The 12312-nt window shown below is 63.8% G+C and carries 16 protein-coding genes; 6 read left to right on the top strand and 10 right to left on the bottom strand.

All coding sequences use genetic code 11. The features are described from left to right. The coding region (locus B3D39_RS06370) for an AtpZ/AtpI family protein (protein WP_286789523.1) at window positions 1–339 on the bottom strand (339 nt) is incomplete at its 3' end. 215 nt (window positions 340–554) lie between these two features. Here B3D39_RS06370 and B3D39_RS06375 point away from each other — a divergent pair. After that, window positions 555–971: an ArsR/SmtB family transcription factor gene (locus B3D39_RS06375; RefSeq protein WP_078569781.1), complete on the top strand. Its 417-nt coding sequence runs from the start codon at window positions 555–557 to the stop codon at window positions 969–971. Here B3D39_RS06375 and B3D39_RS06380 read toward each other — a convergent pair. After that, window positions 968–1717 carry an SDR family NAD(P)-dependent oxidoreductase gene (locus B3D39_RS06380; protein ID WP_286789524.1) on the bottom strand — a complete coding sequence of 250 codons (750 nt, stop codon included), beginning with the start codon at window positions 1715–1717 and terminating at the stop codon, window positions 968–970. The two genes, B3D39_RS06375 and B3D39_RS06380, sit on opposite strands and share 4 nt — an antisense overlap. 220 nt (window positions 1718–1937) lie before the next feature. Here B3D39_RS06380 and B3D39_RS06385 point away from each other — a divergent pair, with 220 nt between their 5' ends. Next, a complete protein-coding gene (locus tag B3D39_RS06385; protein ID WP_274961541.1) occupies window positions 1938–2999 on the top strand; it encodes a hypothetical protein in 1062 nt (353 codons plus the stop codon). A 180-nt stretch (window positions 3000–3179) separates the two neighbouring features. On the opposite strand, the gene B3D39_RS06390 is transcribed toward B3D39_RS06385, so the two are convergent. Next, a complete protein-coding gene (locus B3D39_RS06390) occupies window positions 3180–3956 on the bottom strand; it encodes a DUF1013 domain-containing protein (RefSeq protein WP_078522456.1) in 777 nt (258 codons plus the stop codon). Window positions 3957–4088: 132 nt separating this feature from the next. Here B3D39_RS06390 and B3D39_RS06395 point away from each other — a divergent pair, with 132 nt between their 5' ends. Further along, a complete protein-coding gene (locus B3D39_RS06395; RefSeq protein ID WP_274961542.1) occupies window positions 4089–4739 on the top strand; it encodes a ribonuclease T2 in 651 nt (216 codons plus the stop codon). Window positions 4740–4743: 4 nt separating this feature from the next. On the opposite strand, the gene B3D39_RS06400 is transcribed toward B3D39_RS06395, so the two are convergent. The 3 genes from B3D39_RS06400 to B3D39_RS06410 form a co-directional block, all read right to left on the bottom strand. Beyond that, a complete protein-coding gene (locus B3D39_RS06400; protein WP_274961543.1) occupies window positions 4744–5208 on the bottom strand; it encodes an STAS/SEC14 domain-containing protein in 465 nt (154 codons plus the stop codon). 65 nt (window positions 5209–5273) lie between these two features. Then, window positions 5274–6260, bottom strand: a complete 987-nt coding sequence (locus B3D39_RS06405; RefSeq protein WP_274961561.1) for an NAD(P)H-quinone oxidoreductase — start codon at window positions 6258–6260, stop codon at window positions 5274–5276. 14 nt (window positions 6261–6274) lie between these two features. Continuing rightward, on the bottom strand, window positions 6275–6943 hold the full coding sequence (locus B3D39_RS06410) for a COQ9 family protein (protein WP_078569777.1): 669 nt from the start codon (window positions 6941–6943) through the stop codon (window positions 6275–6277). Window positions 6944–7050: 107 nt separating this feature from the next. On the opposite strand from B3D39_RS06410, the gene rpsU reads away from it, so the two are divergent. Together rpsU and B3D39_RS06420 are read left to right on the top strand one after the other, a co-directional pair. Continuing rightward, window positions 7051–7257 (top strand): 30S ribosomal protein S21, encoded by a 207-nt coding sequence (gene rpsU, locus B3D39_RS06415; protein ID WP_011748553.1) that lies wholly within the window; start codon window positions 7051–7053, stop codon window positions 7255–7257. Window positions 7258–7463: 206 nt separating this feature from the next. After that, window positions 7464–8912, top strand: a complete 1449-nt coding sequence (locus B3D39_RS06420) for a TrkH family potassium uptake protein (RefSeq protein WP_078542272.1) — start codon at window positions 7464–7466, stop codon at window positions 8910–8912. A 3-nt stretch (window positions 8913–8915) separates the two neighbouring features. On the opposite strand, the gene B3D39_RS06425 is transcribed toward B3D39_RS06420, so the two are convergent. Beyond that, window positions 8916–9380, bottom strand: a complete 465-nt coding sequence (locus tag B3D39_RS06425) for an Lrp/AsnC family transcriptional regulator (RefSeq protein WP_078522451.1) — start codon at window positions 9378–9380, stop codon at window positions 8916–8918. 144 nt (window positions 9381–9524) lie between these two features. Between B3D39_RS06425 and ald the strand changes: the two genes are divergently transcribed. Then, the gene (ald, locus tag B3D39_RS06430) at window positions 9525–10649 is read left to right on the top strand and encodes an alanine dehydrogenase (protein ID WP_078522450.1); all 1125 of its coding nucleotides are present in this window, start codon (window positions 9525–9527) and stop codon (window positions 10647–10649) included. A 93-nt stretch (window positions 10650–10742) separates the two neighbouring features. Here ald and mscL read toward each other — a convergent pair whose 3' ends face one another. The 3 genes from mscL to B3D39_RS06445 form a co-directional block, all read right to left on the bottom strand. After that, window positions 10743–11171, bottom strand: a complete 429-nt coding sequence (gene mscL / locus B3D39_RS06435) for a large conductance mechanosensitive channel protein MscL (RefSeq protein ID WP_078569774.1) — start codon at window positions 11169–11171, stop codon at window positions 10743–10745. Window positions 11172–11284: 113 nt separating this feature from the next. Continuing rightward, on the bottom strand, window positions 11285–11947 hold the full coding sequence (locus tag B3D39_RS06440) for a hypothetical protein (protein WP_274961544.1): 663 nt from the start codon (window positions 11945–11947) through the stop codon (window positions 11285–11287). Between the two features lie 104 nt (window positions 11948–12051). Next, window positions 12052–12312: inositol monophosphatase family protein (locus B3D39_RS06445; RefSeq protein WP_286789525.1), on the bottom strand; the 261-nt coding region annotated here is incomplete at its 5' end.

Raw genomic sequence — 12312 nt, forward strand, 5'->3', positions numbered from 1 at the left:
GTCTTCCTCTTCATCGGCCATGTCGGCCGCACGCTCTTCGTTCATTTCCTTGGCCGAGCGAAGCATCACCTTCACCCCGGCCGCGAGCCCGAGAAGCGTGAACAGCACCATCATCCAAGGCATCGTGCCCATAAGCACATCCAGCCCGTATCCGATGCCGAAGCCGATCCCCAGCCCCGAAACCATTTCGATCACCATACGCCAGGCCATATTCGCCTGGGACAGATGATGATCGGCACGTTGCGGAGGCGGTTCTTGCGTCTTTCTCACTGCCGCAAGCTTCTTCTCAAGCGCTGCGAGGCGCTCGGGATCGGGCTCGTCGGAGCGGTGATCAGGCATGGTTCGGCCCCCACTCAGGTCTCAGCCGTGATAGCCGTGGCCCCCGCCTGAGTCAATTCCGGATAGCCCCCTGAAAGAACCTCGCAACCCATTGATCCGTAACGATTTTGAAAATAGGCATCAAATTCGCGCCGCACAAAGCTCACGCGAATGCGAGCAATCGCATATTCAACCGATCGGTTGACGTTTATCGCGGGCCGCCCCATCAAGGAGCGATGCTACCGCCGCCCACCCCTTCTCTCGATGCGATCTTCGCCGCGCTCGCCGATCCCACCCGGCGGACGATCCTGACGATGCTGCTCGAAGACGACATGGCGGTGACCGACGTGGCCGAGCCCTTCGAGATGTCGCTGGCGGCCGTCTCCAAGCACCTCGCGATCCTGACCAATGCCGGGCTGATCTCTCAGGAGAAACGCGGCCGGGTGAAATGGTGCAAGCTGGAGCCGCTCGCGATGTCCGCCGCCACGACATGGATTCAAGGCTTCGGTCAGTTCGAGCCGCTGGATTTCGATGCGTTCGAAAAATTCCTCGAAGCTGAACTGGCGCAGATCGAGATCGAGCCGGAAGAAACCGGCCCGGTGGAAAACGGGCAAAGCGACGCGCCGCCCGGCAGCGCGCCGCAACACGATTAAATCGAGCCCGCCTCGACCATGTAATTGTTCGCCGTGCACATCGCCGCATCGTCCGAGGCGAGGAACAGCACCATCCGCGCCACATATTCCGGCTGGATCAGATCGGGCAGGCATTGGTTGCGACGATGCTCCTCCAGCGCCTCGGGCGTAGCCCAGAGCGTTTTCTGGCGGTCCGTCATGATCCAGCCCGGCACGACCGTGTTGACCCGGATGCGATGCCCGCCCAACTCGCGTGCCATCGTGCGGGTCAGCCCGTGCACCGCCGCTTTCGCTGTCGCATAGGCCGGAAAGCCGCTGCCGGCCTCCCACCACGAATTCGACCCCATATTGATGATCGACCCCGCCCCTTTCGAGATCATGTCCGGCGCAACCGTCTGGATCGCGAAGAACATGTGGCGCAGGTTGGTGTGCTGGCGCTCGTCCCAATACTCGGCATCGATCTCGCGCCAATCGTGGCGGTCGTCACGCGCGGCATTGTTCACCAGCACATCCGCCGGGCCAATTTTCTCGCGTAGCCGACCCAGCGCCTCTTTCATGGCGGCGATGTCGCGCAGGTCGCACAGCTCATACTCGACGCCGAACCGTTTCGCGATCGCCGCGCTCCCCTCCGCATCGCGGTCGAGAAACCCGACCTTCGCCCCTTGCGCGGCGAAGATGTCGACGATCAGCGCCCCGATCCCCGAGGCGCCCCCGGTCACGATCACGGATTTGCCCTTCAGGCTTGGATAGTTCGCGAATTCCGGCATCTGCTCCTCCTCTTTTCGCGGCGAGCATCGCGCCCGACGCCGTCGCTGTCCAGACGGCGGCGACACGGCCTACGTCACAAATCCTTCGCCCCGGCGTCAGCGGGCTGTCACAGCTCGGGGTATTATGACGCCCGAAGCGCCCCGAGCCGGAGACCTGCCGCCCGATGCGGCACCTCGCCCTCAGGGCCTTCGTCATATCAAGTCACCTTTGGGGGTATATATGCCACGCCTTTCCCGTTCGTTCACGCTGTCCGCAGCGCTCTCCGCGGCCCTTCTCTCCACAGCGCTGGTAGCTCCGGCCTACGCACAATCCACGTCAGACGCGGGCGTTCTGAAGGTCGCGCTCTGGGGTGACGAGTTCTACAGCAAGGATCCCGAGGAGAAGGCGAACTGGATCGACCAGACCGTCGCCTCGATGAACGATCACAACCTCGACTTCACGATCTTCGCCGGCGACACCAAGAGCGGCAGCAGCGAATGCACCGATCAGGCGATCGGGGCGGACGTGCAGGCGATCTTCAACCGCCTCGACATGCCGACGCTCTACGCCCTCGGCGACAATGAATGGGTCGACTGCCACCGCACCAACAACGGCAGCTACGACCCGGTCGAGCGGCTGTCCTACCTGCGCAAGACCTTCTTCGATGCCGCGAAGTCGCAGGGTTCGAACCCGATCGACGTCGAACGTCAGGGCGCCCCGGGCGAAGCCTACAGCGAGAACAGCCGTTTCGAGCGCAACAACGTGATGTTCGTCGCCCTCAACGTGCCGGGCAGCAACAACAACCTCGTCGTGACCGACAAGCAATGCACCAAGAAGTCCGACCGCACGCAGGCCGATTGCGATGCCGCGACTGCGGAATACGAGGCGCGAAACCCGAAGAACGTGCAATGGCTCAAGGAGTCCTTCGCAAAGGCGCGCGAGAATAACGACGCGGGCATCCTGATCGACATTCAGGCCGACATCTTCTTCCCCTTCGAACTGAGCGACGGCGGCTACAAAGACGATTTCCTGCCGACCCTCGACGACAAGAACGGTTTCACCGACTTCTACAAGACCCTCGTCGAGGAGACGCATAACTTCGACGGTCAGGTCCTGCTGGTTCACGGCGACTCGCATTACTTCAAGGTCGACAAGCCCATGCTCCAGCCCGATGGCCGCAGCACCGCGAATTTCACCCGCGTCGAGGTCTTCGGCAGCAGCGACAACAGCTGGGTGGAGATGACGGTCGATCCGAAATCCGATGGCGTGTTCTCGTTCCAACCCGTGGTGCTGAAGCAGTAAGCCGCGCCTATCGTGGGAGTTCGTCGGGTCTCCGGCAGCTCACACCAACCTTTGAGACACGGGCGGCGGTTCATCCGTCGCCCGTGTTCCCATTAAAGCCTCAACGACACGAAGCGTCGCACCGCAACGAAAAAGGCCGCCCCCTATGGAGCGGCCCTGAACTTTCGCGATGGCGACAACTTACTTGCGGTTGTCGTCCTCATCCTCGTCGTCATCATCCTCGGGCAGGTTGAAGAAGCTGTCCGCATCCGAGTAATCGGCGTTATCCGCGGCGTCGTCCTCTTCCTCGGTCTCCTGCTTGAGATCGGAGGAGGAGAAGTTCTCCAGACCGGCGATGCCGGAGGGCAGGCGCGGCTCGTCGGGCATGCCCAGCGACTGTTCGGTCGAGACCAGCTTGCGACGCTCGTCATCGCTCATCACGCCTTCGGCGGCGGCTTTCTTCGCGGCCTTCTGCACTTCGATATCCAGTTCCGACTGGCGGCACAGACCCAGCGCGACCGGATCGATCGGGGTCATGTTCTGGATGTTCCAGTGCGTGCGCTCGCGGATCGACTGGATCGTGGGCTTGGTGGTGCCGACGAGACGCGCGATCTGCGCATCGGCCAGCTCCGGGTGGAATTTCACCAGCCACAGGATCGCGTTCGGACGGTCCTGACGCTTCGACAGCGGCGTGTAGCGCGGGCCGCGACGCTTGTCCTCGCCGACGGCAGCTTTGTTGAACTTCAGCTTGAGCTTGTGCATCGGGTCTTTCTCGGCCTTGTCGATCTCTTCCTGATCGAGCTGGCTCGAGGCGACCGGATCGAAGCCCTTCACGCCGGTTGCGACGTCACCATCGGCGATGCCCTGCACTTCCAACTCGTGCAGGCCACAGAAATCCGCGATCTGCTTGAAGCTGAGCGTCGTATTGTCCACCAGCCACACGGCGGTGGCCTTTGCCATCAGGGGCTTGTTCGTCATTGCAGCCATCCTTTACATATCTCTCCCGGGCCGAGAAATCGGCTGCGGCGCGGGAATTCCCTGCCGCGGTCCATTTCTGGAAGGGGAATTGCCGCCTCATATAGTCAATCGCGCGTCAGGAGAAAAGAGAAAATGACTCGTTTGAGCCTTCTGGCCGCAGCCCTGCTTGCGCTTTCGACCGCCGCCCTGCCCGCCCATGCCGAAGGCGAGCGCGCGGGCGATTTCGACTATTACGTCCTTTCGCTCAGCTGGTCGCCCACTTGGTGCGCGCTGACGGGCGATGCGCGCAACTCTCCGCAATGCGATCCGAAGCACGATCATTCTTTCGTGCTGCACGGGCTTTGGCCGCAATACGAGCGCGGCTGGCCCAGCTTTTGCCGCACGCCGCATCGCGATCCCTCGCGCCAGCAGACCGCCGCGATGGAGGATCTGACCGGCGCGCCGGGGCTGGCTTGGTACGAATGGAAGAAGCACGGGCGCTGCTCGGGCCTGTCGGCCACGGACTATTTCGCGCTGGAACGCGAAGCCTATGCGAGCATCGAAATCCCGGAGGTGTTGGCCAATCTCGACCGCGACGTGAAACTGCCCGCGAAGGTGGTGGAGCAGGCGTTTCTGGAGGCCAATCCCGGCCTCGATGCCGACGAGATCACCATCACCTGCAAATCGGGCCGCATTCAGGAGGCCCGCATCTGCCTGACCAAGAATCTCGAGCCGCGCAAATGCGGCTCCGATACGATCCGCGATTGCAGCCTGTCCAACGCGCTGATGGAAAAGGTGCGCTGAGGGATCAGTCCTCGAGCGGCGGCTGGCGATCTTCCAACGTGGGCAGCTTGTGGCGCGCGGCGACGTCGTGGCTGTGGTCTTCCTCGGCCTTGCCCGCGGCGCAAATCCACGCCTTGGCCTGATCCAATTCGCTCAGGCGGAACAGCTTGACTGTGCCGGGGATCATCGGCGCGAAGGCCTGCACGCCCCAGCGAATCCAGTCGACATCGCTGACCAGCGCCACCGCGGCGAAATCGCCAAGATGCGACAGGCCCAGCTTGGTGTCGTCCCATGCCGCTTTCGCGGTGTAGCCGTCGAATGCGTCGCCGATGATGTAGAGCAGCTTCACCTTGCCCTCGGCGGCGATCTTGGCCTCCACCGCCGGGATCAGATGTTGTTCGTAAGCCTCCGCGCCGATCGTGCCCTTGGCCTCGAATGCCAGCACATCGGCCGGATACCCATCCAGAAATTCAAAGCGTCCTTCGCTCATGACCGCCTCCCCTCGTTGGTTCGCGCGCGCCGCAATGATACACCCGGCGCACGCGTGACGAAAGTTCAGCCGCCCGCAACTTCCAACACGATCTTGCCAATATGCTGGCTCGTCTCCATCCGCTCATGGGCTTTTGCGGCCTCGGCCAGCGGGAAGCTGCTGTCATGGATCACACGCAGCTTGCCCGAATTGATCATCGGCCAGACATTGGCGCGCAACTGCCGCGCAATCTCTGCCTTGGCCGCAACCGATTGCGGGCGCAGCGTGGCCCCGGTGATCGTGAGACGCTTCACCATGACCTGCGCGAAGTTGATCTCGGCTTTGGGCCCGCCAAGGAAGGCGATGAAGACGAGGCGCGCATCATTGGCCATCGCCTTGATATTGCGCGCGATATAGTCGCCGCCCACCATGTCGAGCACGAGGTTCGCGCCGCCTTCGGCCTTCAGCACATCGACGAAATCGCCCGTCTTGTAGTTGATCGCCGTAGCGCCAAGCTCTTCGCAGACCGCGCATTTCTCGGGGCTGCCCGCAGTGGTGAACACGCGTGCGCCCAGCGCCGTCGCGATCTGGATCGCGGTCGTGCCGATCCCGGAAGAGCCGCCATGCACCAGGAACCGCTCGCCCGCCTGCAAGCCGCCGCGCATCACCATGGTCGACCAGACGGTGAAGCAGGTCTCGGGCAGGCAGGCCGCCGATTTCAGATCGAGCCCCGCAGGCACGGGCAGCGCATGTTCGGCCGGACAGGTCACATACTCGGCGTAACCGCCACCGGGCAGCAGCGCGCAGACCGCGTCGCCCACTTCCCAATCGGTAACGCCCGGCCCGATCGCCGCGACCCGACCCGAGCATTCCAGCCCCGGCAGATCCGACGCGCCCGGCGGCGGGTTGTAGGCGCCTGCACGTTGCAGCGCATCGGGGCGGTTCACCCCGGCATAGGCCACCTCGATCAGGATCTCGCCATGACCCGCAACAGGCACGGCGCGGGTGACTTCCGTCAGCACCTCCGGCGCTCCATGTTCGGAAATCTCGACGCAGCGCATCTCGGTCGGCATCTCGACAGGTTTCATCAATGCGCCTCCCGGCCCGGCATGTCGTCAGTGCCTTTCGGCGCACGGATGCCGCCAAGGAGCTTCGGCAGGAAAGGCAGCTTCATCGCAGCGCCCTTCACCTTTTCGAACTGCATCACATCCTCGATCCGACGATCGAGGAAGGCCCAGGTGTCGCCCTTGCCCTCGCTCTCATCGCCCATCCAGTAAAGCACGGTCGAGCTATAGACCCCCGAAAGCGTCATCCGCTTCGTGTACCAGTTGTAATCCTCGCTCACGTCGCCCAGGGCGCGCCAGATCTTGTCCGAGGTCTCCCAGATCAGCTTCGAGCCGGTCGTGGCATTCTGCGGCAGTGCGAAGATCGCGGCCCCACGGCGCACCAGCTCCGGATCGGCCTCTTCCAGACGGAAGCGCACGGCGGTCGCGATCCGGTCGCGGAACTTCATCCCCGACAGATCGGCCTCTTCCAGACGCTTGAGCATCGCCGCATCGCCCTCGCGGTGATAGGCCACCGCCAGATCGACGGCGCCACGCGGACACACGACCCGCGCCAGCCCCGGATCGAGCCCCAGATCGGAGACCGCGAGCTTGAAGGCAGGCTCGGACCAACCGTCGAAAGGCACATGCGGCTTGATCGCCGCCAACAGCTCGGATCGCGTTCGGTCCATATCGAGATGGTCGTTTTTCATCGCGTTTCCTCTCTCAGCTTTGGCGGTAGACAAACCGCCTTTTGGTGACTATATGGAGCGCTCCTGCAAGCAACTGCAACTCTAACTTAGGAAGGTGGTGACACCACATGCAGGTCAGCGTTCGCGACAACAACGTCGAACAGGCGCTCCGTGCTCTGAAGAAAAAGCTTCAGCGCGAGGGTGTGTTCCGCGAAATGAAGCTCAAGCAGCATTTCGAGAAACCCTCGGTCAAAAAAGCGCGCGAGAAAGCCGAAGCCGTCCGCCGTGCCCGTAAACTGGCACGTAAGAAGGCTCAGCGCGAAGGCGCGCTCTAAGCGCACCGCTCCGCGTCTGAAAAGGCGCCTGAAAATGCTGGCGGGCTTGCCCGCACCGATGACCCCCGAGGCTTGGCCGCGGGGGTTTTTGGTTTCTGGAAGACACCTTCGCAAGAAAGCACGGCCGCCGCCGCTTTGATCTTGCCTAAAGCGCCGCGCCCCCTACCCTAGCGCCAGCACTTCGTTCTGGCGGGAACCGCTTTCACATGTCCGATATCCGGCCAGTCCTGCATCTCTTCGGCCTGATCCTCACAGTCCTCGGGACGACAATGCTGGTCCCGGCAGCAATGGACTTCAGCGATCTCAATCCGAACTGGCAGGAATTCTTCGAGGCGGCGGTCGAGACCGCGCTGATCGGGATGGTTCTCTCGCTCGCGACCCGAACCAAAAGCGCGAACGGGCTCAACACGCGGCAAGCTTATCTGCTCACGGCGGCGATCTGGCTCGGCCTGCCGATCTTCGCAGCCCTGCCCTTCATCGAGGGCGCGCCGCACGCGACATGGACCAACGCCTATTTCGAGGCCGCCTCGGGCATCACCACCACCGGCTACACCGTCTTCGAACATCTCGACACGCTGCCGCGCGGCGTGGTGCTGTGGCGCGGTATGCTGAACTGGTTCGGCGGGCTCGGGATCGCCTTCGTCGCGATGATCTTCCTGCCGGTGCTGCGCATCGGCGGGATGCGCTATTTTCAGGCCGAAGGATTCGACACGCTGGGCAAAGTCATGCCGCGCGCCCATAACATCGCGCGCTCGCTGCTCTGGGTCTATGTCTCGCTGACGCTGGCCTGCGCGATCAGCTATGCCGCCGCCGGCATGAGCTCCTTCGACGCGATCTGCTACGCGATGGCGACGATCGCGACGGGCGGGTTCGGCACGCATGACAGCTCCTTCGCGAGCTTCTCGCCGGGTGCGCAATATGCCGGTGTCATCTTCATGCTGGGCTCGGCCCTACCCTTCATCCGCTATGTCCAGCTTGGCCGGGGCGACTTGCGCCCGTTCTGGGACGACCCGCAAATCCACGCCTTCCTGCGCTGGTTCGCGCTAGCGCTCGCGGCGCTCCTGATCTGGCTCTACACCCACGCGCCCGACGGGATCGAACCCACCTTCCGCTCCGCCGCCTTCAACCTGTCCTCGATCATGACCGGCACCGGCTTCGGCACCGCCAATGTCGCGAATTGGGGAAGCTTCGCGATGGTTCTGGCTTATTGGGTCGGGCTGATCGGCGGCTGCACCGGGTCCAGTTCCGGCGCGCTGTCGGTCTTCCGTTGGCAGGCGCTCGGCGCGGTGATCCGCGCCGCCGTGCGCCGGTTGCAAATGCCGCACCGCGTCCTGCAACCGCGCCTTGGCGACAAGCTGTTGGAGGAGGACGTACTCTCCTCCCTGATCCTCTACTTCACCGGCTACATGCTGACGCTCGGCCTGATCTCGGTCGGGATCTCGATGACCGGGGCGGATTTCGTCTCGGCGCTCTTCGCGACATGGGGCGCACTCGGCAATATCGGCTATGGGGTCGGCCCACTGACCGATCGCACCGGCACGATGATCGATTTCAGCGACGCCGCGACCTGGCTGCTGACGCTCGCAATGCTGCTGGGCCGGATCGGGATGCTCGCGATCCTCGTCGTGTTCCTGCCGCGCTTCTGGCGGGCCTGAGCCTCAGACCGGCATCGCCGTGGTCGAGACCACGCATTTGAGCGAGAAACTCGACTGAATCTGCGCCACGCCCGGAATGTTGGCCAACTTCGCCCGGTGCAGCCGCGCGAAATCCTCGGCATCGGCCGCCACCACTTTCAGCAAGTAATCCGCAGCCCCCGCCATCAGGTGACATTCGAGCACTTCCGGCACCTGCTTCACGCCCTTCTCGAACGCGTCCAGAACCTCGTCCGCCTGACTCGACAGCTTGATCTCGACATAGACCGTCGTGGTCCGCCCCAGCTTGCGCGGGTTCAGCAGGGCGACGTAATCGCGGATATAGCCCTCCTCCTCCAGCCGCTGCACCCGACGGTGGCAGGCCGAGGCCGACAGGTTCACCCGCTCGCTCAGCTCGGCATTGGAGATTCGCCCCTGCCGCTGCAAAACCTCCAGCAGCCGACGATCTGTCGCGTCCAGCTTGTCGCTCATGCAATATCCTGCCGATCTTTGCGCATTTCATCGAAGATACGAGCGACCCACCCCATCCACAACCGGCAAATTGGCAAAGCACTTGCTTGTGACGGAGCGCATACTGGGAGCAGGACGTTTCCATTTTTTGGAGGAGGACACGCGATGAAGATCGGAACGGTGCGCGAGATCAAGGCGCAGGAATTCCGCGTCGGGCTGACCCCGGCTGCGGCACAAGAGGCGGTCGCCCATGGCCACGAGGTGCTGGTCGAGACCGGCGCAGGTCAGGGCGCGGGCTTCACCGACAGCGATTACGAGGCGGCTGGCGCAAAAATCCTCGGCGATGCGGCGGATGTGTTCGCCCAGGCCGAGATGATCGTGAAAGTGAAAGAGCCGCAGGCCTCCGAGCGCGCGATGCTGCGCGAGGGCCAGCTTCTCTTCACCTATCTGCATCTGGCCGCAGACCCGGCGCAGACCCATGACCTGATGAAATCGGGCGCGACCTGCATCGCCTACGAGACGGTCACTGCGAAGGACGGCACCCTGCCGCTGCTCGCGCCGATGTCCGAAGTGGCCGGTCGCCTCGCGCCGCAGATGGGCGCCTGGACCCTGCAGAAAGCCAATGGCGGTCGCGGCGTACTGATGGGCGGCGTGCCGGGCGTGTCGCCCGCGAAGGTCGTCGTGATCGGCGGCGGCGTCGTGGGCACCAACGCCGCGCGCGTAGCTGCCGGGATGGGCGCGGATGTGACCGTGCTCGACAAGTCGCTGCCGCGTCTGCGCTATCTCGATGACACGTTCGGCGGCACCTTCCGTACCGCCTATGCCTCGAAAGCCGAGACGGAGGCGCTGGTCGCAGCCTCCGATCTGGTGATTGGCGCGGTGCTGATCCCCGGGGCCGCTGCTCCGAAACTGGTCACCCGCGAGATGCTGAAGACGATGAAGCCGGGCGCTGCGATCGTCGACGTCGCGATCGATCAGGGCGGCTGCGTCGAGACCTCGCATCCCACGACCCATGACGACCCGATCTACGAGGTCGAGGGCGTGATGCATTACTGCGTGGCCAACATGCCCGGCGCGGTTGCGCGCACCGCGACCCTCGCCCTGTCGAACGCGACCCAGCCCTTCCTGCTGGCGCTGGCCGACAAGGGATGGGAACGCGCCTGCGCCGAGGATCCCCACCTGGCCGCGGGCCTCAATGTCCATGCAGGCAAGGTGACTTACAAGGCTGTGGCCGAAGCGCTCGACCTGCCGCTCGATGCGCCGGATGCGGTGAAGCACGCAGCCGAATAAGGGCCGCCCTGCCCCACGAACGAAACGGCCCGGAGCTTTGCCCGGGCCGTTCTCATATTTGCCGGCAACGTCTGCCTGAGGCGTCCCGCGCCGTCACTTTCGAAGCGCGTCGCGGATCTCGAGGAGCACGTCGAGCTGGCTCGGCCCGGTTTCCACCGCGGGCGCGACATCGTCGGGCTTCTCCGCCGCGGCCTTCACGCGGTTGACCATCTTCACCAGCATGAAGACGACGAAGGCGATGATGAGGAAGTTGATCACTGCCATCACGAAGGCGCCATAGGCGAAGATCGACGCCCCCGATTTGCGCGCCTCTTCGAGGCTTGCCCCTGCGGGAACCTCGCCGGAGAGCACGGCATAATTATTGGTGAAGTCGACCCCGCCCGTGAACAGGCCGATGATCGGGTTGATGATGTCGCCGACCAGCGACGTGACGATCGCGGTGAAGGCCGCGCCGATGATGATGCCAACCGCCATGTCCATGACATTGCCCTTGGCGATGAAATCCTTGAATTCCTGAATCATTTCAGACCCTCTTTCCGATGCGCCTTTTGCGCCGCAACAGGCTAGCACGATCTTCGGGTCTGCATAGTCTCCAACGCAGGGCATAGCTGGCCGTATCAAGACGGGCTCGCGGCTCAGCAAAGTCTACGGCGCGCATCCTCGACAAGGCGGCGGGCGACCTGCGCCGCCGTCGTCCCCGTATCACCGCCGCGGCGAGGCGAGAGAGGCGATGCGACCGGCAAGGCCGCAAAGCCGTCGCTGAGACGTGCGCGGGCCTCCTGCCGGGCGATATCGGCGATGGCTTCCGCATCGAAACGCAGCGCCTGCTGGATTTGCTCTGCCGCGTCCTCGCACGGCCCTGCCCCGGCGCGGCTACACGCCCAGGCACAGCCGAAATGATCGGGCATCTGAGAAATGTTGCGCAGGCGGCGTTGTGCGGCGCGGATGCGATCGCAGGCCGCGTCGCGCTGATCGGCGCGCAGGGAAAGCTCGAGCGGCAATGTCTCTGCCAGAGTCGCGCGCTCTTCCTGCAGCCCTTCGGCCGCTGCGCGCAGGGCCGCTGCCGTGTCCGGCTCGGCCGCATCCGCATCCTCAAAGCAACCCGAAATCATCTCATCCAGGAACGCGACCCGGTGACGTGCGATCAGGTCGGCCGCCTCGGCGAAGGCGAGATCGGAGACCGCCTGCCGTAACTCTTCCAATGCGCGGTCGACGGCGCAATCGCCCGGTCCGTGCAGCGCAGTCAACGCACGCTGTTCAAGCGCGATCGACGTAGCTCCGTATTCCTGTCCAACCATGGCGGCATCCCTTTCTGGTAACCGCATCAGGCTGGCACAACGGAATGAACGAAAGGTGAACTCTCATTCGCCTTTCGCCGCCACATCTAAATTTCAGAGATTTCTCAGTCGCTTGACCGAAGCGCCTTCGTGAGGGCCGGGAACATTTCGGCATTCGACGCGATCACCGAGCCCGATTCGAGGACGCCGCGCCCTTCGCGCACGGCTTCCACGAAACCGCCCGCTTCCTTCACGAGGAGCATGCCCGCAGCCACGTCCCACGCGTTCAGCCCGCGCTCCCAATAGCCTTCGTAGCGACCCGCCGCGACATAGGCCAGATCGAGCGAGGCCGCGCCCCAGCGCCGGACGCCCGCGCATTGCGGCAT

It is taken from the genome of Thioclava sp. UBA3469 (genome assembly GCF_002378135.1).
Taxonomy (GTDB): Bacteria; Pseudomonadota; Alphaproteobacteria; order Rhodobacterales; family Rhodobacteraceae; genus Thioclava; species Thioclava sediminum.